Source organism: Paenibacillus agaridevorans (assembly GCF_003112455.1).
Taxonomy (GTDB): Bacteria; Bacillota; Bacilli; order Paenibacillales; family Paenibacillaceae; genus Pristimantibacillus; species Pristimantibacillus agaridevorans.
In genome coordinates, this window is sequence record NZ_BDQX01000016.1 from 1 (window position 1) to 22,956 (window position 22,956).

At 55.1% G+C, this 22,956-nt stretch carries 14 protein-coding genes; 7 read left to right on the forward strand and 7 right to left on the reverse strand.

Annotated features, from left to right (window positions below; all coding sequences use genetic code 11):
* Nucleotides 1-168: 168 nt before the first annotated feature.
* From PAT3040_RS00810 to PAT3040_RS00835, 6 genes are all read left to right on the forward strand, one after another.
* Entirely contained in the window at nt 169-1,806 is a 1,638-nt protein-coding gene (locus PAT3040_RS00810) for an extracellular solute-binding protein (RefSeq protein ID WP_181376368.1), read from the forward strand.
* 96 nt (nt 1,807-1,902) lie between these two features.
* Complete coding sequence (locus PAT3040_RS00815) at nt 1,903-2,838, forward strand: ABC transporter permease (RefSeq protein ID WP_108991138.1); 936 nt, start codon at nt 1,903-1,905, stop codon at nt 2,836-2,838.
* Between the two features lie 12 nt (nt 2,839-2,850).
* Entirely contained in the window at nt 2,851-3,747 is an 897-nt protein-coding gene (locus PAT3040_RS00820) for a carbohydrate ABC transporter permease (protein WP_108991139.1), read from the forward strand.
* A gap of 41 nt (nt 3,748-3,788) precedes the next feature.
* A complete protein-coding gene (locus PAT3040_RS00825) occupies nt 3,789-5,714 on the forward strand; it encodes a CehA/McbA family metallohydrolase (RefSeq protein ID WP_181376369.1) in 1,926 nt (641 codons plus the stop codon).
* 69 nt (nt 5,715-5,783) lie between these two features.
* Nucleotides 5,784-9,440, forward strand: a complete 3,657-nt coding sequence (locus tag PAT3040_RS00830; protein ID WP_181376370.1) for a phosphodiester glycosidase family protein — start codon at nt 5,784-5,786, stop codon at nt 9,438-9,440.
* 95 nt (nt 9,441-9,535) lie between these two features.
* Nucleotides 9,536-10,072: an MgtC/SapB family protein gene (locus PAT3040_RS00835; protein ID WP_258234772.1), complete on the forward strand. Its 537-nt coding sequence runs from the start codon at nt 9,536-9,538 to the stop codon at nt 10,070-10,072.
* Between the two features lie 404 nt (nt 10,073-10,476).
* On the opposite strand, the gene PAT3040_RS00845 is transcribed toward PAT3040_RS00835, so the two are convergent.
* The 6 genes from PAT3040_RS00845 to PAT3040_RS00870 all read right to left on the reverse strand — a co-directional run bounded on the left by PAT3040_RS00845 (nt 10,477) and on the right by PAT3040_RS00870 (nt 19,309).
* Nucleotides 10,477-12,237, reverse strand: a complete 1,761-nt coding sequence (locus tag PAT3040_RS00845; RefSeq protein ID WP_108991143.1) for a glycoside hydrolase family 2 protein — start codon at nt 12,235-12,237, stop codon at nt 10,477-10,479.
* A gap of 46 nt (nt 12,238-12,283) precedes the next feature.
* Nucleotides 12,284-14,815: a glycoside hydrolase family 43 protein gene (locus PAT3040_RS00850; RefSeq protein WP_108991144.1), complete on the reverse strand. Its 2,532-nt coding sequence runs from the start codon at nt 14,813-14,815 to the stop codon at nt 12,284-12,286.
* A gap of 3 nt (nt 14,816-14,818) precedes the next feature.
* Entirely contained in the window at nt 14,819-15,658 is an 840-nt protein-coding gene (locus PAT3040_RS00855; protein WP_108991145.1) for a carbohydrate ABC transporter permease, read from the reverse strand.
* A 13-nt stretch (nt 15,659-15,671) separates the two neighbouring features.
* On the reverse strand, nt 15,672-16,529 hold the full coding sequence (locus PAT3040_RS00860; RefSeq protein WP_108991166.1) for a carbohydrate ABC transporter permease: 858 nt from the start codon (nt 16,527-16,529) through the stop codon (nt 15,672-15,674).
* 165 nt (nt 16,530-16,694) lie between these two features.
* Nucleotides 16,695-18,107, reverse strand: a complete 1,413-nt coding sequence (locus PAT3040_RS00865; RefSeq protein WP_108991146.1) for an ABC transporter substrate-binding protein — start codon at nt 18,105-18,107, stop codon at nt 16,695-16,697.
* A gap of 278 nt (nt 18,108-18,385) precedes the next feature.
* Complete coding sequence (locus PAT3040_RS00870; RefSeq protein WP_108991147.1) at nt 18,386-19,309, reverse strand: ArsR/SmtB family transcription factor; 924 nt, start codon at nt 19,307-19,309, stop codon at nt 18,386-18,388.
* A 341-nt stretch (nt 19,310-19,650) separates the two neighbouring features.
* On the opposite strand from PAT3040_RS00870, the gene PAT3040_RS00875 reads away from it, so the two are divergent.
* Nucleotides 19,651-19,980, forward strand: a complete 330-nt coding sequence (locus PAT3040_RS00875; RefSeq protein WP_108991148.1) for an antibiotic biosynthesis monooxygenase family protein — start codon at nt 19,651-19,653, stop codon at nt 19,978-19,980.
* 202 nt (nt 19,981-20,182) lie between these two features.
* Here the strand turns inward: PAT3040_RS00875 and PAT3040_RS00880 are convergent, their stop codons facing one another.
* The gene (locus tag PAT3040_RS00880) at nt 20,183-22,951 is read right to left on the reverse strand and encodes a carbohydrate-binding protein (RefSeq protein WP_108991149.1); all 2,769 of its coding nucleotides are present in this window, start codon (nt 22,949-22,951) and stop codon (nt 20,183-20,185) included.
* Between the last annotated feature and the right edge of the window lie 5 nt (nt 22,952-22,956).

The following is a 22,956-nucleotide window of genomic DNA, read 5'->3' on the forward strand; positions in this document are numbered from 1 at the left end:
CGGCGCGGCCTGGTCCGCGCCGCCTCACTCCCGGCGATGGTGCGATCATCTTAGTTCAGCCGACATTATGCGTCATAACGGCGAGTCATAGGCACATGTATTGTTTTCTCAATATTCGGAATTTTCTGTAAAAAACGCGGAATGAAACGAAACGGGAGGAATTTTTTCATGAGAAAAGCAATATCGGTTATTTTGACGTGCGTGATTGCGACATCTATGCTGGCCGCTTGCAGCGGCAACAACAATACAAAGCCGGAAGGAACGAACGGCCCGTCGACCCCTGCGGATACAAGCAAACCTGCCTTGCTTAACGATACGGGCTTCCCGATCGTGAACGAGCCGGTGACGATGTCCGCGATGGTCATGCTTAGTCCCGCGCAGCCGCCCGATTGGAATGAGATTCGGGTGTGGCAGGAATACGAGAAAATGACGGGCATTCGCATGGAGTGGGATGGTTACACAAGCGCAGACATGACGGAGAAACGTAATCTTGCTCTTGCGAGCAACGAGTTGCCGGATGTGTTTTTCCGTACCCGGATGCCGGACAGCGATGTAGACAAGTACGGGGCCGACGGTTCGTTAATGAAGCTGAACGATTTGATCGACCAATACGCGCCGAATTTCAAAGCGGTTATGGAGAAGTATCCGGATGTTCGCAAAGGTCTGGAGACGGCCGACGGAAGCATCTATGCCATGCCGAGCTTAACGGACTCGCCTAGTATCGAGATTACGCGGAAGCTGTTCCTCAACCAGAGCTGGCTGGAGAAGGCGGGCAAGAGCATGCCGAAGACGACGGACGAGCTGTACGAGACGCTTAAGGCGTTCCGCGACGGCGACATGAACGACAACGGACAGGCGGACGAGGTTCCGCTTACGGCGGATTCGCTGGACGAGCTGACGCAGGTGCTGCGCGGAGCTTTCGGTCTGGGCAATCGCGGCACGGGCAATGGCAACTGGGATGTCGATCCGGAGACGGGCAAGCTGAGGTTTTTCCCGATTAGCGACGCGTACAAGCAATTGCTGACCTATATGAACAAGTTGTACACCGAGAAGCTGATCGATCAGGAAATCTTTACGAATACGGGCGCGAAAGTGCTGGCCATGAACGAACAAAACCAGCTCGGCTCCTTCTCCTTCGGCAATGTCATCGGCAGAGCCAATACGAACGCCGACGATTATGCCGGATTGGACCAAGCTTTGGTCGGGCCGGCAGGCGAGCAGCTTTATACGAGCGCTCGCGGCCACTTCGGCTCCAAGGGGGCGTTTATGATCTCCAGCTCGAACAAACATCCAGAGGCGGCCATGCGTTGGATCGACTATTTCTATAGTGAGGAAGGCATCCGCATGTTGTACCTGGGCATCGAAGGCGAATCGTACGGAAAAAACGCGGAGGGGCAATACGACTTCTTGCCGGAAATCGTAAGCAATATTCCCGAAGGCTCGTCGTTTGACCAGGTGGTATCCAAATATGTGCCGTATGCGGGCGGATCGCTCCCGACGCTCATTCTGGAGGATTACTTCAAAGGCGGCGAAACGCAGCCTTCCGCGAAAGCGGCGGCAGAGAAGCTGAGTCCTTATCTGCCTGACGAGCTGTGGGCGCCATTTGGCTTCACCGCGGAGGAGGCGGACGAGAAGCAGGCGCTGGAAACGGATATTTATGCCATGGTCAGTCAGCGGACGGCGGAATTCGTGCAAGGAAAAACGTCGCTGGACGAGTTCGACAAATACGTCGAGCAGATTAAACGGATGGGTCTTGAGCGGTTGCAAGAGATTTACGGGGCGGCTTACGAGCGTTACACCAAGTAGTCATGATGCGGGCGGCAGCGAGGAATAGGGCCTGACAACCCCTCCATCCTCCGCTGCCGATAACGGCAAGGACTAGCGATAAGAAGGAGTGCTGTTATGACATCCGGTGCAAGGAGCAGAGAATCCAGATTGCTTATTCCCCGCTCGGTTCGCCGTAATTGGGATCTGTATTTGCTTATTTTTCCCGTCGTGCTGTATTTTGTTCTGCTGAAATATTTGCCGATGTACGGGATCCAGCTCGCCTTTAAGGATTTCAGCGCGGTAAAGGGCTTCTGGGACAGCAGTTGGGTTGGCTTCAAACATTTCGATCGGTTTTTTAATAACTACCAGTTCTGGACTTTGATCCGCAATACGCTGGGCATCAGCTTTTATCAAATCCTCGTTGCTTTTCCGCTCCCTATCATTTTTGCTTTGCTGATCAACGAGGTGCAAAGCCAGCGTTTCAGGAAAAGCGTGCAGTCCATCACCTTTATGCCGCATTTTCTGTCGACGGTCGTCCTTGTAGGCATCGTCATGGCGTTCTTGTCGCCATCGACGGGGCTGGTCAACAATATCATCGTCCGGCTGGGCGGCGATCCGATTTATTTTATGACGGAACCGTCGCTGTTCAAGAGCATCTATGTGTTCTCGGATGTGTGGCAAAATATGGGCTTCGCCTCGGTGTTATATGTTGCGGTTTTGGCGGGAGTGGACAAAAGCCTGTACGAAGCGGCCATGATAGACGGCGCGACCAAGCTGCAAAGACTGTTGCATATCGCCATCCCCGCGCTCATTCCGACGGCCATCATTATGTTGATTTTCCAATTCGGATCGATCATGGATATCGGGTTCGAGAAAATCTATTTAATGCAAAACGATCTAAACCGATCGGCTTCGAGCGTCATTTCCACTTATGTGTACGAGATCGGCCTGCTGGGCTCGCAATTCAGTTTCTCGACGGCAGTGGGACTGTTTAACTCGTTGATCAATTTTATTCTTATTATCGCCGTTAACCAAATCGCGAAGCGCGTAAGCGGCACGAGCCTATGGTAGAGGAGGGGGAGCATGAATCATCTCGGGCACAAGTCGGCCGGCGACCGTATCTATGACATCGTCATCTATACGATATTGACGCTAATTATGTTAGGTACGTTGTATCCCCTGATCTATATTGTCAGCGCTTCGCTGAGCAATCCCTGGGCCATCGTCAAGGGCGAGCTTTGGCTGCTGCCGAAGGACATCTCGCTGGATGCGTACCGCAAAGTTTTTCAAAATCCGGATATTTGGACGGGCTATCGCAATTCCATCCTCTATCTCGTCGTTGGCACAACGATTAATGTCGTCATGACGACGATGGGCGCCTACGCATTGTCGCGAAGGGATTTGGTAGGGCGACACGTGCTTGTTCTCCTGTTTACATTCACGCTGCTGTTCAATGGCGGCCTCATTCCGACGTTCCTGATCTATAAGAACGTGCTGGGCTTGTACAACAATCTTTGGGTCATGGTCATTCCGAGCGCGGTCAGCGTCTGGAACCTGATCGTGATGCGTACTTATTTCCAAACCTCCATCCCTTATGAATTGCAGGAAGCGGCGTTTATTGACGGCTGCAGCAATATTCGAACGTTAACCCGGATCGTGCTGCCGCTGTCGATGCCGATTATCGCCGTCATGACGATGTACTATGCCGTAGCCCACTGGAATGCGTATTTTATGGCGTTAATCTACCTGAACGACGACTGGCGGATGCCGTTGCAGATGGTGATTCGCAACCTGTTGATTCAACAGGACATGGGAGGCTTGGTTGGAGGCCAAGGCGAGAGCCTGGTGGAACAATTGCTGCTGACGGAGGGCGTCAAATATGCAGTCATTGTCGTATCGAGTTTGCCCATGCTGCTGTTGTACCCGCTGGTGCAGAAGCATTTCGTGAAGGGCGTCATGATGGGCGCGATCAAAGGATAAGGAAGACGGACACAATTACTAACCGAATGGGTGATAGAACGATGACAATAGAGCATTCGCGATCAAATGGAACGACAGAGTTCGTTCTGCTTAGCCAGGGCAAGAAGGCAATCGCCGAGTTCGAGATCGATGGCTGCAAGGCAGGAATGGCGGTAGATGGGCGCGAGGAAACCTGTTGGAAAGGTGGACCCTATTACAAATGGTGGAAGCTCGATCTGGAGAAAGTGCTGCCGTTATCGCGAATTCGAATCAGTGCTTACGCGGGGGACGAACGGTACGTTCATTATTTCGTGGAAGCCAGCCAGGACGGCTTGAACTGGACGGAGATTGCCAGCAAAAAAGACGATGCCGTTGCCACGTTGGATGGCGTATGGCATGAGACAAGCGCGGCCGCCCGATACATTCGGGTGACGGTCACCTATTGTTCGACGGACGAAGCGGCGCTGCTGCGACATGTCGAGGTGTACGGCTCCGATGATCCGTTGGAGATGGAGGCGCCGCCTCGAAAGGCTTCGTTGTTGTTTCCTGCAACGGAGTGGGACGAGGGGGAGGGCTTCGGGCTGCGGGAAGACGACGAGTTGGAGCCGGGACGCCGCGCGGTTGTGGCGGCAAGCGATCAAGCCGGCGCGTACCTCCTGTACCGGGACGTTGATTTCACCGCGCAGGGCGTCAGCCAGCTGAGAGGCGAGTTTGGCTTCGCTAACCCGGACAAGTCGCTCAAGGCGAACCTGGAGGTGAGATTGGGCGGACCGGAGGGTGTCGTAATTGGCGAGCTGGTGCTGTTTAAGCAGTGGAAACGGTGGTCGATTCTGGCCGGGGAGCTGTTCTCTTCGGACAACCAACCGCTTAATGGCGTTCACGATGTTTGCCTGATCCTGAAGTCGATCGATCCGGGTCAGACGTTGCTGATCCATTGGCTGGCGCTTGCGCAGGCGACGGCGTTTCCGGCGCCTCGTCCAAGGCCTGCCGATTTGCCTGCGCCTAATGGCGAATATCGCGTCTACTTCGGCAATTTGCACAGCCACACTGGCTTCTCGGACGGCATCGGCGTGCCGGAGTATGCGTATGATTACGCGCGTTATACGGCAGAGCTGGATTTTCTGGCGATTACGGAGCACAGCAACCTATATGATCATTATCTGGACTGGGACAAGAGCCGGAAGTGGCGGGAGATCCAGGAGATTGCCGAGGCGAAAACCGAGGAAGATGCGTTCCTCGCGCTGTACGGAGCGGAGACAACCTGGTACAACCAGTTCGGCCATATGAACACGTATAATATGGACTTCTTTATTAACGCTTACGAAACCAAGTTCAACGATATTCCGACCTACTACGAGTTGGTCAAACGTTATCCCGATTCCATCCAGCAATGGAACCATCCCTGGTCATGCGGCAACCGCCATCTGGACGGTTTCGCGCCCTATGATCCGGAGCTGGACAAGGTTATGCATATGCTGGAGATCAACACGATCGAATCCAAGGAACTGGGCGGCCTCTACTACTACGTCAAAGCTCTGGATTTGGGCTGGCACATCGCCCCGGTTGGCAGTCAGGACAACCACCATGGGCAATGGGGCACCGAAAATACGCTTCGCACAGGCGTGCTGGTCGATCGGTTGACGGAGGAGCATTTCTTCGATGCGGTGCGTCGGCAACGCGTGTACTTCACATCGGCGTTGTTCCTCCAGGTATGGTTTCGGGTAAACGGAGCCATTATGGGCTCGCGCATCTCGGAAACAGAGATGCTCTCCTTTGACATCGTGGCATCGTACCGCCGGGAGACGGGACAACGCATCGTCCGCGCGGAGATTATCGGCGAGCAGGGCATTGTGCTGCACAGCGTCGAGTGCAAGGAGCCGGAGCTCAGGCTGCAGCTTGAGCTGCCATCGGGTCAACGTTATTATTTCGTCAAGGTGTACCAGGAGGACGGCGAGTTCGCAGCGACGGCGCCGATCTGGGTGGAGTAGGACGCAAGGTTGTCGTCTGCGGGTATCTTCGATAGAAGAATGTGAATGAGTGAAGGAGAGGGATTGGGAATGAGAATGAGGCGATTGCGTCAAACGATGTTTCTGCTCTTATCGTTTATCTTGTTTATGGCATTACTGCAGCCCGTACCGCAGAGGGCACATGCGGAATCTTTGTCGCCGTCGGCGATTGCCCTGGCCAGCGCGGCGGATCTGGAACAGTTAAGGACGAACCTGGGAGGCAATTACAAGCTGTCGGCTGACATCGCGCTAAGCGGAACGTTCCAGCCAATTCCGGTTTTCAGCGGCACGCTGGACGGGAATGGCCATATCATTAGCGGCTTGACCGTGGCGGGGAGCGCGTCGCAGCCGAGGGCGGCTTTTATCGTTGACAATTACGGTTTGATCGAAAAAATCGGGTTCGCGGACGTAGAAGTGACAAGCCTCGATACCAACTCGTCCTATTGGGCGGCGGGCGTCGCGGCGCGCAATCTGGGCACGATCAGCGAAGCTTTCGTGACCGGCGAGGTGTCGGGCGGCTACCGGAGCGCTGCGATTGCGGTCTCCAATACGGGGACGATCCGTCACGTCTATGCGGACGCGGCCGTCAGCGCCAAAGTAGAGAGCGGCGGCCTCGTAGCGGTATCGGAGGCCGGTTCCCGGCTGGAAGGCTCTTATGTCGTGCCGAACGTGCAGTCAGCCGACAATAACACCGGCGGTATAACGGCTTATGCCTATACGGGAGCCGTCATTCGCGATAATGCGGTGCTGTCGGGCACGATCATCAGCGGGGGGAGCAATATCGGCCGGATCGTCGGAAGGCTCAACGGGACGCCGACGCTTGCGAACAACATAGCCTCGGTGGAAGCGCTGGTGCAGGGAGCGGCGGCTTCCGGCGGTACGGCGAACAATAAGCATGGACAAAATGCGACGGATGCCGCACTTGGCGATCCCTCGTTATACGAGAGCGCGTTAGGCTGGGATTTCGGCAAGCTGTGGAGAATGAGCGCGGTTCTGGATCGTCCCGTCTTGCTGAATGTGTCGGAGCAGCAATCGATAGAACTGTCTACCGCGGCGGATCTGGAGCAGCTCCGCACGAATCCAGGTTTGGACTACGTGTTGACGGCAGATATCGCGCTAAGCGGAACGTTCCAGCCGATTCCGTCATTCAGCGGCACGTTGGACGGGAACGGCCATGTCATCAGCGGTCTGACCGTGGCGGGCAGCGCTTCTCAGCCGAAAGCGGCGTTCATCGTCGACAACTACGGCGTCATTGAACGAATTGGATTAACGAACGTAGCATCAACGAGCCTCGACGCGAACTCCACGTATTGGGCTTCCGGCATTGCGGCTCGCAATCTGGGCACGATCCGCGAGGCATTTGTGACAGGAGCAGTGTCTGGCGGTTACCGCGGAGCGGCCATCGCGGTATCGAACTCGGGCACGATCAGACATGTCTACGCGGACGCGTCGGTCAGCGCGAGGGTGGAGAGCGGCGGCTTGGTCGCCGTGTCGGAGGCCGGATCGCGGCTGGAGAGTTCCTATGTCGTACCGGATGTGGAGTCGGCGGAGAGCAATACCGGCGGCATAACCGCTTACGCGCATACCGGAGCGATCATCCGGGACAACGCTGTGCTCGCGGGTACGATCGAGAACGGCGGCAGCAATATCGGTCGAATCGTCGGCCGCCTTAACGGCACGCCGACGCTCGCTAATAACATCGCTTCAGCGGGCGCGCTGGTGCAAGGATCGGCCGTGTCCGGCGGTACGGCAAACAATGCACAAGGCTTGAATGCGACGGATGTATCGCTGGGCGATCCGTGGATCTACGAAGAAACGCTGGGTTGGAATTTCAGTACAATATGGCGGTGGAGCGCGGCGCTGGACCGTCCCGTTTTGCGGAACGTGCCGGAGCAACAGGCGATACAGCTCGCGACTGCAGCCGATTTGGAGCAGCTTCGCACGAATCCGGGCCAAGACTATGTGCTGGCGGCGGACATTGTGCTGAGCGGAACGTTCCAACCGATTTCGTCCTTCAGCGGCACGTTGGACGGGAACGGCCACGTCATCAGCGGTTTGACCGTGACAGGCAGCGTTTCGCAGCCGAAAGCGGCATTCGTCGTCGACAATCATGGCGTTATCGAACGGATTGGGTTTGCGGATGTAGACGTCACAAGTCTGGACACCGACTCTTCGTATTGGGCGGCAGGCATCGCGGCGCGCAATCTGGGTACGATTCGCGAAGCTTTCGTGACCGGCGAGGTGTCCGGGGGTTACCGCAGCGCGGCTATCGCGGTCTCCAACACGGGGACGATCCGTCATGTCTATGCCGATGCTTCGGTCAGCGCCAGGGTAGAGAGCGGCGGTCTGGTCGCGGTATCGGAGTCCGGCTCGCGCCTGGAAGGCTCTTATGTCGTGCCGGATGTGTCGTCCGCGGAAAATAACACCGGCGGCGTCACGGCTTATGCCTATACCGGAGCCGTTATTCGAGGAAACGCGGTATTGGCCGGCACGATTAATAACACCGGCGGTAACATCGGCCGAATTGCAGGCAGAATAAATGGAACGCCGACGCTTGCGAACAATATCGCTTCGGTCAATGCGCTTGTGCAGGGAGCAGCCGCAGCCGGCGGTACGGCGAGCAACGGCCAAGGAGCGGACGCAACGGATCAATCGCTTGTCTCGCAAGCTGCCTATGAAAGTACCCTGGGTTGGAATTTCGGCCACATTTGGGTGTTGGACAAGGAAGAGGGCAGACCCCTTCTACAATCGGCGCCTCATGCCGGTCAGGCGTACCGGCCAATCGTCCTGAGCGTGCTTCGCGACGAATCGATCACGGTATCCGCCGGCGTCGTTCATCGACAGATGGACTTCATCGACCGGTACGGCCAACTGCAGAAGGCTAATATCATCGACGTCGATCTGACAAGACCGGATGTTTCCATTATTGTCGGGGTCAAGGATAACATGATCCCGCCTACGGATGCGAACGGCAACTATGTCCGAATCGAGGATAGCGAGGGCCATGATACGATCAAGGCTACGGTGGCGGCACAAGCCGCAACCACGCTGATTAGCGGCAAGAAGGTGGTCGCAGGCGTAAATGGCGAGTTCTATACGGAACAAGGTCCGGAAGGACACATGATCAAGGACGGCTCGTCCGTCATTAACGGCGTGCGGATATCGGGCGTCGATGGCAAAAACTATCCGCTCCACGGCTTCTTCGGCATCAAGGACGACGGAACGCCTGTCATTGGCACCTACGACGAGGATTGGGCGGACGTAAAAGATGAACTGTATCAAGCTTCGGGCGGCCAATACTGGATGGTGAAGGACGGGGAGGTTCAGGACTTCCGCGGACAAGTCATCGCCAGTCCGTCTCATCCGGATTACGACGAGCAAACCTACTATCGCCACAACGCCAGGCATCCCCGCACGGCGGTCGGCATCCGGAGCGACGGCAGCGTCTTCTTCGTGGTAGTGGACGGCAGAGGAGCGGACGGCTCGACCGGATTTTATATCGAAGAGCTGGGTCGCTATATGAAGGAGCTCGGCGCTTATCAAGCCTTGAACATGGACGGCGGCGGGTCTTCTACCTCGGTCACGATCAACGGCAGCGGAGGTTACGACATCAATAATACTCCGATTAACAAAGTCGACGGCATTAATACGCCCGGCGTGCCGCGTGAAGTGTTCTCCGGATTGCTCGTCGTCGTGGACGAGCCCTGAAATCCTGAATGCTAAGGTACTGTACCTTGGATCCCCGCTGCGAAGCGGGGATTGCTTCTTTTTGGGTAAGCGTAGAACAGAGAGGAGGAGAGCAGATGAACGATATTCTGGCAGGCGTTATGGATGATTTGGCCCGTCATATGGAGCATTATTATGAAGCGTATATTCGTATCGTGCTCAGCGCGCTTGTCGGCCTGGCCATTGGCTGGGACCGGGAGGCCAAGAGCAAGCCGGCCGGGTTAAAAACCTATATGTACGTATGCGTAGCCTGCACATTGATTACTCTGATTTCCATTAATAGCGTAGGCAGGCTAAGCGGTCAATATCCGAATACGATGATGGATCCGATGAGGCTGGCCGCGCAGATTGTGGCGGGGCTCGGTTTTCTCGGGGCAGGAGTTATCTTGAAGGACGGCTTGAAGGTAAAGGGACTCACGTCGGCGGCTATGATTCTGTTCGTCGGGGGAGCGGGGATTGGTTTGGGGGCAGGTTTCTACAGCTTTGTGCTGTTTGCCGTGCTGACGAGCATGACGGTTGCGCGAATTGCCAATTACGTCGAACGTCAACGGTTTCGGAAAGAACATCGAATCGATTCGGCGGCCGACTCGGCAACGATAGTCGAGCAGGGCTGACGATAAAGTGATGAAGGCTGCGCCCACGGCGAAAGGGTTAGCAGCCTCTTCCACACTCGCAGCCAGGTTCGAATCTGTATCGATTGTGACCTAGACCAGCCCCGCCATGGCTGCGTGCCCGCGACGAGTCGATTCGATAAAACCGCTCAAGTTGAAACAAACCGGCGACCGGTATCCGGGATTGGAACAAGCGACGGTGGATGTTATTCTCCGTACCGATACATTGGACCAGTCGCGGATTATCGGCTTCGACCATTTTTCCATAGCGCGTACCAGAGAGCTTGATCCCGATATTGAGTTGGGAATGATCTGCAATGGATCATACACCGCGGAAATAAACGACGAGACTGCCCTTATCGGACAGCCCCGTCGTTTATTTGTTTACCGCAATAGAATGTAATGCGTTAACCCAAGTTCACTTCCCGAATCGTCTCGATCGGGATCTTCGGCTCGCGGCGGTCGTTCATGACGCCGTTGACCTCCTGCTGGACGTCGGTGATTTGGGTGTAGCAGTAGCCGACGATATAGTCGGTTTCCCTGATGGCCTCGTGAATGCCGCGGAAGCGGGCAATGTAGCCCTCCATCGTCGACTCCTGGTTGCCGTAGCCCCAGCCGGTGCCCGTCTGAAGAGCGATGCCGCCGAATTCGCTGATGATGATCGGCTGTCCCCCGTATTTGTAGCCATCCGCATAAGCGTACCTCGAATTGTTGAAGGAAATCTCGTTGCTCGTAATGTCATCCTTGTTCGCGTACCGCTTTACGAACTCTTCCTTCGTTTCCACATAGTCATGCAGCGTTAGAATATCGGATACCGTGTGCTCCCAGCCGTCGTTGGAGATGACGGGACGATGGGGGTCGAACGCCTTCGTCAGATGGTAGATCGCTTCGGTCAGCTTCTGCTGCCGGACATCCTTGGCGATGTTCGGCACGCCCCACGATTCGTTGAACGGCACCCAGGTAATGATGGAAGGATGGTTATACTGCTGCCGGACGACTTCCATCCATTCCGTCGTAAATTTCTGGATCGTGTTGTCGTTGAACTCGAACGGCGCCGCCATCTCGGACCAGACGAGCAGTCCTTTCACATCGCACCAGTAGAGGAAACGCGCGTCCTCCACCTTCATATGCTTGCGCACGCCGTTGTAGCCCATGGCGAGCATCCGGTCTATGTCCTCGATAAGGGCTTCCTCGGAAGGAGGGGAGAGATGGCTGTCCGGCCAATAACCTTGATCCAGCACCAGGCGCTGATAGATCGGGATGTTATTCAGCAGCACCTTGCTCTTCTCGATGGAGATCTTCCGCATGCCGAAGTAGGCATAGACATGATCAAGCTTCTCGTCGCCACGATAAAGGATGAATTCCACATCGTACAGGTTGGGGTGATTCGGCGACCAAAGGCGGGACTTCCAAGGGCCGTTCGCCTCGTGCACGAGATCCACGTCGAGCTGCAGCCATGGGCGATCGATCGTCAGGCTGACCTGCTTCACTTGCCGCCCCTTCAGACTGATAACCGTCTCCAGACGGATATCGCCGGCTGAGAGGTCGCCCTTGACTTGGTAAGCGAGGCTGACCGAACGGGTATCGATGTCGGGTGTTATTTTGACGGAATCGACGTGGACGGAATTGACGCATTCCAGCCAGACGGATTGCCAGATGCCCGTCGTCTGCACGTAGAAACATTCGAAGTTGTTCTCGACCCACCGCTGCTTGCCGCGCGGCTGGGTGGCATCCAGGCTGTCCTCCGCTTTTACCGTCAAATGATTGGCCTCTCCAATGTTGATATAAGGCGTAATGTCGAACGAGAAGGCCGCATAGCCGCCTTGATGCGAGCCGACAAAGATGCCGTTGACCCACACCTTGGCGATGTAGTCCACCGCCTGGAAGTGAAGCAGTACTTGCTTGCCGGCCATGTCCGGCGAGATGTCGAGCTGCCGATGGTACCAGACATGGGGGTGATGACTCTCGTCGCCGATGCCGCTTGCTTTGGTTTCGTAGGTAAACGGAACCGTAATTTTGCGATCACCCGTGAAGTTGATGTGCCAGCCGTTTCTCTCCCCGATGTTGCCGTCATCGAAGCCGCAATCCCATTCGCCGTTCAGATTGATCCAGTTCTCCCTTACGAATCCGGGGCGCGGGTAATCTTTGATGTACATTTTGGTCGTCATGTCTGTTAGGTCTCCTATTCCCTTAAAACTCTATTTAATTAAAATGTTAGTCCAGCGGGTAGACGTTTACGTTCGAAAATACCCAGCCTGTCGAGCCCGTCCGGAGGCCGATCCGCCCTCTCAGGAAAGCGTTGGGGTCGGTCCAAGAGAGCAACGGTTCGTCGTTTTCTCCGGCGTATGCCGCGATGACATTGCCTTCAAGCTTGACGGTAATGCGTTCCGGATTGCCGGGTGTCAGTTCAAGTTGGCCAGAGTCGAGCTCTTCGTTGATTTCATAGCTGATACGTCTGAGGATGACTCTTCCGTTGCGGAAAGCCAGCTCGTAGCCCATAAAGGAATCCGCCACCTGGTCGCGGAAATCGGATTCGTTGCTCGTCCGCAGCAGCACCGCGGCTTCTCCAAGCGTATCTTCGGTTAGCGTCAGGTCGATTTCGACCTTATAATCGGTCCAGCGAGGATCGCCGGCGAACAGCTTGCTGTCGCGCGCCTCCGACATGACCCGGAACTGCCCGTCCTCCTCGATCCAGGTTCCGAACTGATCTCCTTCGTCGTAGGAGATGGCCGTCTCTGCCGACACGGCCGTCGTTTCCAGGCTTTCGATGTAGCGCAGGGTGACTTTGCCTCTGGCAGGAGAGAGGGTCAGCCACTGCGGTCCGCTCTCCAATTGGAGCGTGCCGAGCGGCACTTTGGTCCAGTCCTCGTCTTCGGCGAACCAGCGTTCCTCCACCTTAAATGCGCGGCTCCCGCCCGTCGAGGAGAGTTTGAGCTCTGCTCCGACGGAATCCCGCGATACCATGGCGGAGAACAGGTAGGAGCCGCTCTCCTTAACCGTGATAGGGAAGGAAAGTGGCGAGCCCTTCCCGAGCTTCACCGCGAGACTGCCGTCAGGCGTGGAGTAGCCGCCGAGCGCGGACTCGCTCGCATCGCCTTCCGCCGCGCCGTTCGAGCCTGTTGCATCGCCGTTTGCCGCTTTTCCGCCCGCCAGCGCAGTCGTCTTGCCGCCGCTCGAACCTGTTGCGCCGCCGTCAGCCCCTACGCCATGCGCCGCTTCCAACACGCCCGGCACATGCTTTACGACGGCCTGGTCGCTGCTGCCTCCCGCGTCGTTGGAGAACGCCGTGTAGTGCAGCTCCGGCTCCATGCCGGATGTCCAGGCGTAGCCGATCTTGCCTGGCGCGCCGCGCAGCTCCTTGTTGTCGATCAGCAGCAGGCCGTCCCAATAGACGCGGGTGCCGTCGCCGTCCGCTTCGATCCGGATCGCGTGAAGCTTGGCGAGATCCATGCCTTCCGGCAGCGGAGCGTTCTCTAGAGCGGTCGCCTTGCCGTCCGCAACTTCCTTCAGCGCCAGTTGCCGGGCGCCCGGCATGAGCTCGACGGCACGATAACGCCCCGCGTCTTCGTAAGAGAATACTGCCGAGAAGCGGGCATCCTCGGACAGTCCACCCGAAGGGGCGACGACGGCATTAAATTCCGCGGTGAAGCGGCCCGACGCGGCTTCGCGCGCTACCCACGCCTCCGCAGTCCCGTCGATCTCGACTTGCTCCCAGCGACTCTCGTCAAGAGAAGCTCCGTCCCCAAGCGCGTCATGAAAGACCGGCAAAGCCGGCGCTTGCATCGGGACGTCGTACGTGGGACCGTTGACCGACATTTTGTCGCCGTTGAACAGGAGCCGGTCCATATTGAACATCCGGACGGGAGGACCCTCAGCGGAACGGCCGATCAGATTGTGATAGACGATATAATACGAATCCATGTCGGGTCCCATAACGGTAGCGCTATGGCCGAGCCCGTTAAAGTCATCTTCGGTGGAGATGATAATGGGATTGTTCTCCGGAATCGTGTAGATGCCGAGCGGCGAATCCCGTTTCACTCCGTAGTTGACCCGATATCCCTTGCTAAATACGTGATTGCCCGTGTAGGTCATGAAGTAACGCCCGCCGCGCTTAATGATCGACGAACCTTCCGTCCAATGGCCAAGCGACGTGTTAAGTTTTTCGCCGGCAGATTCTACCGTTAGCGGGTCAGTCATCGCATGAGCCACGATGCCGCCGGTCTCGGCGCGGGTGAAGTACCACTTGGCATCGTCGTCGATGAAGACGGAGCCGTCGATCGTCAGCCCGAAGTTGTCTGTACGTACCTCAAATGGCCCGGTCGGCGAATCGCTTTGCAGCACATAATGGCCTTTGCCGGCAGGCGATGTATACATATAAAAGGAACCGTTCCAATAGACGACCTCGGGCGCATAGGCGCCTTCCGTCAGCGGATCCTCGGTCACCAGCCCTTCGTAGGTCCAGTCGACGAGATTGTCGGAGCTCCATGCCTTTATCCCGACTCGCCAATCCTTGGTACTGCAATACAAATAATATTTGCCGTTATGGCGCAGCACGTAAGGATCGCCGATGCCGTAATCCTCCCATTCGTCTTCGAGCTTCATGGGATTGCTGTATGTGTGTTCCATTGCAGGCGCCTCCCGTACGATATCCTCATCCTTATGTCCAAGCAGTTCGTATGCTGCCGCGCAGGCGATAATGAACACGGCTCCTGCAACCAGCAGTATCTTTTTTTTCTTCGTAGCCATGGTCTACCCCTTAATCCCGCTAATCGCCATGGATTCGATAAAGTATCGCTGCGCCATAAAAAAGACGATGACGACCGGGATCAGCGCGATAATGGATGCCGCCATGAGCGCCGGATAATTGGAGGTCGATATATAGGACGATTGCATGCTGGCGATGAGGACCTGAATCGTCTGTTTCTCCGGCGTGTGCAGGTAGATAAGCGGACCCAGAAAGTCATTCCAGATGCCCATGAAGCCCAGCGCCGCCTGAGCGGCAATCGCCGGCTTCGCGATCGGAATCGCGACCGTCAAAAACGTGCGGAAGTAGCTGGCTCCGTCGATCTTGGCCGCATCGATCAATTCACTCGGGATGGAGCCCTGCATGAACTGACGAAAGAAGAAGATCGTTACGATATTGCCGAACAATCCCGGCACGATGAGTGGAAGGAGGGTGTCGACCCAGCCGACCTCGGAGAAGCCGATGTACTGCGGGATCATGACGACGGAATACGGGATCATCATGGTGCCGAGCAGAGCAAGAAAGAGGCCCTCCTTAAACGGGAAGTCGAATTTCGAGAAGGCGTAGGCCGCCATCGTCGATATAAAAATGCCGATCGTCAGCACCGTTACGACGATGATCGTACTGTTTAGGAAGCCAAACAGGAGCGGCGCTTTCGCCCATACGTCCTGGTAGTTGCTCCATGTGGCCGGATCCGGAATCCATTTTGGCGGAATATCGAACACGTTTTTTTGCGACTTGAGAGAGGTGGATATCGTCCAGGCCAACGGTCCAAGCATGATGACGGAACCGGCCAGGAGCAAAATATAAATGAACAAGTTCGTCAGACGACGTTTCAGCGCCATGTCGCGGTCCCTCCTAATCCTGATAGACCCAACGCTTGGAGAAGCGGAATTGGATCAGTGTAACGATAAAGATAATAATGCCGAGCACCCAGGCAACCGAGCTCGCGTACCCCATATTGAAGTATCGGAACGCTTCCTGGAAAATGTAGAAGACGATCGTAGCCCCGCTATACTCGGGACCGCCGTCGACGGCCATAATGTACATCTGGCTAAACGACTGGAAGGTGCCGATGACGCCCATGACAACCACGAAGAAGTGGATAGGCGATAGCAGCGGAAGCGTAATATGCTTGAATTGGTGCCAGCGGGTCGCCCCGTCCACCTCGGCCGCTTCGTAATAAGTGGAGGAGATTGCCTGCAGGCCGGCCAGATAAAGAACCATCGTGCCGCCTACGCCGCTCCACAATCCCATCAGGATAAACGAAGGTTTTACCCAGTTGGGATCGCCCAGCCAGTTCGGTCCTTGCACACCAAAGATTTTCCAAATAAATTCGTTAATAATGCCGTAATCGTAATTCAGCATCCATTGCCAGAGCAGAGAAAGCGCCATTATTGGCGAAATGACCGGAATGTAATAGATGGTGCGGAATATCGAGATGCCCTTGAGAGAACGGTTCATCATAACGGCCAGCGTTAAAGCGCAGATCATGCCGAGCGGAATGCCGACAAGCAGCACAAGCGTGTTAAACAGCGATTTGTAAAATTTTTCGTCATCCAGCATCTTCGAGAAATTGTCGAGACCGATAAATTCGGCGGGAGTCAGCATGTCCCAAGACATAAAGCTCAGGCCGAACGAGGTGAGCAGCGGAGCGAGCCCAAAGATCAAAAATCCGAGTACGGGCGGCGTTACGAACAAGAGCGACCACATCATATCCTTGCGGCGATGCCCCGATAATTGATTCCACTTCAAATGATATTCCTCCCTGGCAGCAAGCGAGAGGGCAAAGGCGCTGCCGTGCCGACACTCCGCCTTTACCCTCTACTACCGCATTAACTTGCAATAAGCTCTGTGAATGAAGCGAGAAGCTTCAATGGATCACTTGTTGCCTTCGTCAAACAACTTCTGCAGCTTCGGCTGCTCTTCCTTGAGGAACTGAGCCGCTGTCACTTTGCCCGTCCATACTTGGCTGGCGTCCTGCCAGAACGTATCGAGCCACTTGACGTCCTTGGAGCCTGTCTCGATGGTCGGGACGCCGTAATCCTCGATGATGTCGAGGAAAACTTGGCGCGTTTGCGGCGCTTTGTCCATCGCCAGGAATTCGCCCTTTGCCATGTCGATCAGGTTAGGAACCGCTTGGCCTAACGTGTAGTTCTCGCGCTGCGAATCGGCGTCGAGGCTGAGGTAAGCCGCGAGTTCGAAGGAGGCTTCCGGGAATTTCGTATCCTTGGATACGACGAAGCCCAGCGATCCCAGCCAGGTTGCCGTCTTGCCCGTTTTCGGGCTGGCCGGCCATGCCGCGATGTCCCACTCAAACGGCAGATCCCAGAAGCCAGGCTGATCCCAAGGTCCCATTGGGAACATGCCGATCTTGCCGGCGACGAAACGTGCATAGCCATTTTGTGCCTTCTCGTCATCCGGCGAAGGGCTTACCTTGTGAACGAGGCTCAGATCTGCTACGAATTGCATCGCTTCGGCGAACTCTGGCGTATCGATCGTAATCGTGCCCGTGGTGTAGTCGACCCAGTCGCCGCCATTCGCCCATACGGCGGATTCCAGCGAGAAGCCGGCTACTCCGAACGTATCGATCTTGCCGCGCTCATTGGCAACCGTCAGCTTCTTGGCCGCTTCGAGCATATCGTCCCAAGTGTATTCGCCGGCTGTGGCGCTTGGATGAGGGAGTCCCGCTTGATCGAACAGCGTCTTGTTGTACGCAAATGCCCATGGCCCTACGTCCTTAGGGAAGCCATAGAGATCGCCGCCGCCTACCAACTTGCCGTCGAAGCGATATCGGTCGAGCGCTTCCTTCCAGACGTTGCCCGGATCGACCGCATTGGTGGCTGCGAGCAGGGGCTCCAGGTTAAGAAGGACATCGCTGCTGACCAGCTTATTGAATTTGGCGCCGCCGGCGTAGAAGACGTCAGGCGTCTTTTTTGCCGCAATTAAGGTCTCGAGCTTCTGATAGTATTCGCCTGGAGGTACGACTGTGTATTTCACTTTTCTGTCGGGATACTTTTTCATGTAGGAGTCGATCAACTTCTGGAAGACGGCTTTCTCGCTGTCTCCGCCCCAGCCCATAAATTCGATATCGGAGCCATCGGCGGGATTCTCTTGTTTCTGCCCATCGTTACCCTTGTCCGTGTTGCCGGTCTGTGCGTTGTTGGCCTTGTTTGTCGGCTCGCTGCTGGCGCCGCCGCCATTGCCGTTCGAGCTGCAGCCGCTAAGCACAAGCGACATGCCCAGAGCGAGCGCGAGCGACATTTTCCCCCAATTGCTTTTGTTTCTCAACATTGCGAAAAACCCCCTTAATTGAGTGTTATAAAATCGAAACAAACGTTGTACAAGTCGGCTTTCAGTAGAAACGCATACGCGATCAACGCGGCTATTTCCGAACGATATTGAAAACCTGTTTTGTTACAGATAATTTGTTTCTAAGCAGAATATAAACTCTTCATCATAATTTGTCAACGCTTTCTTACAAAAATATTGTAAGTTAAAAGTAAAAAAAATCAGATTCCCTTTTGTGTTACAGGAAATCTGAAATAAAGTGGACGTTCTATCGAAATCGGCTATTCGAATTGTTGTCTCATAATAATACCTTGCGGGTAATCGCCGAAGCTCTTGCCAAACAAGTTAATGCCGCCTTGATGCTGGGCATCGGGTTTAATGCCAATGCGGAACGATACGTATGGCTTCTCATGCAGCTTAAGGTCGGATAGGGTAACGGATGAGGTTTTTTCGTTGTCGACGGCGCCCCGGTTCGTGTCGATGGACCAAGTCTTGAGCAAGCCGTGCTGAGTACTGCTGTCCGCCCACCAAGGCGGATTAAGCTTTCCGCGATGATCGCCGAAGTCTCCGGGAGAAATCCAGGAGCCGATCTCGACGTCGTTGACCCACACCGTGATTTCGGAAGGCCAGTCGTTATTGTAATTCGGCGCCTCCGAGCACAGCTCGAGCGCGAATTCCAGCGACTTCATGACGCTGCCCGCAGGAATTTTGTTCGGGAACCGGTATTCGATCCAACCCTTGCGGAACCAGATGATCTCGGCCGATCGGCTGTCGGGATGATAGAAGTTCTCCGGTTCGTCCTCTATGGTGAGATTTCGTTCCGCGCTTGCCATGCCGCATGTGGGCTGAATGTCGAAGTTGATGAAATGGCCGATCGGCATCTCGACTTCTACCAGCTTGTTGGAATTTTGATAAAACGCGATGGGATTCAATATCATGCGTACATCGTCGTAATTCCGGCTGCATACCTTCATGGATCCTCGCGAGGCGGGCAATAGCTCCGTCAGGATGAGCTGGGCTTCCTCCAGCACGCGGACGTTGCTGGCCGCGGTGGAGACCGGGATTTGGAGCGCTTCCGCGATCTCCACCACGTTAAGCTTCGGTTTCTCCAGCAGGAGCTTAATGATATCGATACGGGTAAGCGTGCTTAACGCATGCGCTACCTTGGTTAGCCGTTCGGGATCGTTAATGGTTAATTCCAGCATGGGGGCACCGCCTTATGTATTTTTTCAATAGTATACAATCAAAACGGCTTATTTGTACAGTTTTTATGGAATGAAACAGAAGTTTTCATTCGTTGTTTACACTTTGTAATAAATTATATACTAGATCGGTTATATACTGCCCTCGGCGCATTTGCTATTCTGGGCGCGGCAAATATTTTATGACCTATACAGGCAATCACGTATGGAGCACGGCTTATCGTGTCGACTATCCAGCGGCAAAGTACAGTCGGCCAATTGTCATGCGAGTAGACGTGTATTCTTTGTCCGGTAAAATCTGATACACTAGCGATACAATGACGATCAAAGGAGAGTGCTTGCGAATGACGATCGCTCGAACGCCTGAACCGCCGTATTACGCCGTGATTTTCACCTCGCGGATGTCGGATGGGGACAACATGGGATATGGAGCCATGGGGAACAAGATGGTAGAACTAGCATCGCAGCAGACAGGGTTCCTCGGCGTGGAAAGCGTTCGCGGAGGCGACGGCTTTGGAATCACTGTCTCTTATTGGACTACGCTGGAGGCGATTGAAGCCTGGAAAAATCATTCTCTGCACCAAGTCGCCCAGGACAAGGGAAAGGCGGAGTGGTACCAACAGTTCGGTTTGCGAGTAGCGAAGGTGGAGCGGGACAACTTTATGGGGATGTAGATATTCTGGTATTCCATAATAACAGTAATGGGAGCACGTTTCTTGAACATTTGAAGACAAAAACAGGAACCTCAATAAACGGGGATCCTGTTTTTAAGTTACTCCTCTAATGGAAATATATTCAACTGGTGATCATATGATTAGCACGCCACAACCGCAACAATACGACAGCTGCTTCTGCTATTGTCGTGATTCCGTCAGGTCATTTCGTCAGTTTGAACCAGTCTACGACCAAGTCGGCGTTCGCATTCGTCTGATCGAGCACGATACGAAGGTTGTGCATGCCTCGGGACAGCTTCACCCAGCGACTGACCGTCACAAACGTATGGTTGCTTCCCGTATCCGGCACGCTCACCGTGTACGAGTCTCCGTCGGCTTCGAACCGGAACTGATGCGCTTCGTTAGCGGCGACGCGGAATTCGGCGAGGTAGTGGCCCGTGTACGGAATATACACATTGTCATATTTCGTATAATCTTTCTCCGTGTCGAAGGAGACGGCTTTTGTTGATCCGGATGACGGGTAGTTCGCTACCGTGACGCCGGTCTCGGGTCCGTTCCATTGATCCTCGAGATCGAGATTCCACTGCATGCTGTAATGCTCCGCTTCAATTTGTTTGACGAACGCGTCCTGATAGGAGAACCTCATCCAGTTCCAGATGACCTTGGACGCGGCGTCAGTCCAGACGATTCGGAGGGTGTGAGTGCCGGCCGGCAAGTAGACTACTTGGTCGGAATTCATCATGTTGTTGACGCCGCCGGTATCGGCCAGACTCAGTTCGGCCGTGGCGTCGACACCGTTAACCTGCAGTTTGTACTTTTGAACCGGCGAGCCTGAGAGCGTCGAGTAACGCATTTCGAACAAGTAATTGCCAGCCTTCGGAACGGTAACATTCGTATACTCCAGCCAGTCGCCTGTATCGAGGACCGAGACACCAGGGGTGCCATCGTTGTCCGTGAACTCAGTCGCATTCAGCCATACGCCGCTTGAACTGCTGGGGGTCTCTGCTTGCAGCTTGAATTCGTCCGCATGGTTCAGCGTGAATCGCATCCAGCTTAGGAAAAACCAACGGTCGGTCGCACCTCGCACGACTTTGAGCGTATGACGACCGGCCGTCAAATACACTTGCCTTTCTACCGTTCTGAATTTCAGATAACCACCAGAATTTGGTGTCTTGATTGTGCCGGTGGCGTTAACGCCGTCGACCTCTAGATGGAAGGAGTTGGCCTCCTCTGACGATACACGGAATTCCACCGTATACATTCCGGTCTGCGGAACGTCTATGTTGTCGTATTCGGTCCAGTAGCCGTTGTTCTGCATATACAGCGAGTCATGATCGCCTTCCGGTGAGTAATAGGCGCCGTATGCTCCACTCGCGGCCGTATAATCCTCGGCTTCAACTCTGAACTGGCTTGAGAGCGCAGGTGGCGTATACGTATCCGCGATAGTGTCAACGTTGATGGAGCCGAGCTTGTACCGCTTGCCGCTCTCATTGTTTATCGGCAGCTTGATGGCTGCATTGCCCGAAGCGTCTACCATCGCTACGTACAGATCATAGGTGCCAGTCGCGAGCTCGGAAGGAAGGTTGAAGTTCGATTGCCGCTCATGGAATTCGCCCTTGAACCAACGGGTCTGATCGAAACCGGTATCCGTTGCGCTCCACACGGTTAGATTCGTGGTCGGATTGACAAAGTATACCTTCAGTGGATATTGGCGAGGCAGAAAGCCTACGCCGTTGTTCGTCCACGTTTGGGTCAGCTCCAAGCTGCCGCCGGGAGCCACCTTGTCGTTGTATTGCGCCTTTGCAAGGAAAAAACGATAGCCGGAATAGCGCCCAAGCTGATAGAACCATTCTCCATATGCCGTCTTCATGTTGTCCCACTTTTCGAAGCCGGTATTGTTGACGCCTTGAAGATTGCTCCGGTAGTCTTCCAGTGCGTTCTGCACAACTTTGCGCGGATTGTTGAGCATGATGACGCTGTCCCAGTTAGCGCCTTCGGATACCTGGATGTGGTCACGTCTCGTCTTGCGGTTGTTCCAGGAGGCCTGCCCCCATGTCGAATAGTCCATCCAATTACCGGAACTGTTCACTGTGTCCGAGCGGAAGCCCCAGCCCGGATTGGTCGCGGCATAGTCGAATGCAAATGCCGTATATCGTTTGGCCTGCGTGTCCGCAGCCGGATCGGCGGGATCGACGGAAGCGCCTGCGTTTTGCATGGTCACCATCGTTTCCTCGAAAGCTCTTGCGTAGATATCGATAAGGGCGCGCAGCGTGTTCGTACGTGTTGTCGCATCCGGCCATGGAAAGTGCTGAGCATCGTACCAGCCTGACCATTCTCCAAACAGCGAGAAAGCTCTTAGATCGACCCATGCGATGCCTGGATTGCCGTCGTAACGCGTCGCGAACGCGTTCACAGCTTCCTCCAACTCTTCGAGATAACAAGAGTCGTAGTAGATCGGCTGCTTCGAGGAGTGCGTGCCGTCTCCGTATGGCGCATTCCGGTAGGGACAAGCGGCTGCCGACGGATCAAACAGCCACTCCGGCGGATATTTGTGCGGGAATCCAGCTTCGGTAGGGTCGGGACTTTCGGACATGAGTAATTGAATCTCGGCCGTCTTGCCTTGTTGATTGATCTTGGTCATAAACTGGTCAATCCGGCTCCAGGTCCATTGATCGTCGTTGGGCTCGAAGTCCGACCAGGCGATATGTACGCGCACGATGTCGCCATCGGCCGGGATCGTCTCGGTACCGGTTAGAAAGGCGGTAACTTCCGGATCGTCTGTGAACGTATACCCGCGTTTGTTAATGTCGAACGCAGTGCCTGTATATGGATTGCCATGAAGCACTTCGTAATTGTCGGTAAAATAGACCGTTTTGCGTGCGGCATCCGCCTGCTGCGCCGCTAACGACAATCCTCCCGCAATGGCAATGACGAAACCGGCCGTAAACAGGATCTGTTTTAATTTCATCATAAATC

What these genes read in the sequence shown, in the direction of transcription:
- PAT3040_RS00810 (WP_181376368.1), top strand. Translation starts at nt 169, where the DNA reads ATGAGAAAAGCAATATCGGTTATTTTGACGTGCGTGATTGCGACATCT.
- PAT3040_RS00815 (WP_108991138.1), top strand. Translation starts at nt 1,903, where the DNA reads ATGACATCCGGTGCAAGGAGCAGAGAATCCAGATTGCTTATTCCCCGC.
- PAT3040_RS00820 (WP_108991139.1), top strand. Translation starts at nt 2,851, where the DNA reads ATGAATCATCTCGGGCACAAGTCGGCCGGCGACCGTATCTATGACATC.
- PAT3040_RS00825 (WP_181376369.1), top strand. Translation starts at nt 3,789, where the DNA reads ATGACAATAGAGCATTCGCGATCAAATGGAACGACAGAGTTCGTTCTG.
- PAT3040_RS00830 (WP_181376370.1), top strand. Translation starts at nt 5,784, where the DNA reads ATGAGAATGAGGCGATTGCGTCAAACGATGTTTCTGCTCTTATCGTTT.
- PAT3040_RS00835 (WP_258234772.1), top strand. Translation starts at nt 9,536, where the DNA reads ATGAACGATATTCTGGCAGGCGTTATGGATGATTTGGCCCGTCATATG.
- PAT3040_RS00845 (WP_108991143.1), bottom strand. Translation starts at nt 12,237, where the DNA reads ATGACGACCAAAATGTACATCAAAGATTACCCGCGCCCCGGATTCGTA.
- PAT3040_RS00850 (WP_108991144.1), bottom strand. Translation starts at nt 14,815, where the DNA reads ATGGCTACGAAGAAAAAAAAGATACTGCTGGTTGCAGGAGCCGTGTTC.
- PAT3040_RS00855 (WP_108991145.1), bottom strand. Translation starts at nt 15,658, where the DNA reads ATGGCGCTGAAACGTCGTCTGACGAACTTGTTCATTTATATTTTGCTC.
- PAT3040_RS00860 (WP_108991166.1), bottom strand. Translation starts at nt 16,529, where the DNA reads ATGATGTGGTCGCTCTTGTTCGTAACGCCGCCCGTACTCGGATTTTTG.
- PAT3040_RS00865 (WP_108991146.1), bottom strand. Translation starts at nt 18,107, where the DNA reads ATGTTGAGAAACAAAAGCAATTGGGGGAAAATGTCGCTCGCGCTCGCT.
- PAT3040_RS00870 (WP_108991147.1), bottom strand. Translation starts at nt 19,309, where the DNA reads ATGCTGGAATTAACCATTAACGATCCCGAACGGCTAACCAAGGTAGCG.
- PAT3040_RS00875 (WP_108991148.1), top strand. Translation starts at nt 19,651, where the DNA reads ATGACGATCGCTCGAACGCCTGAACCGCCGTATTACGCCGTGATTTTC.
- PAT3040_RS00880 (WP_108991149.1), bottom strand. Translation starts at nt 22,951, where the DNA reads ATGATGAAATTAAAACAGATCCTGTTTACGGCCGGTTTCGTCATTGCC.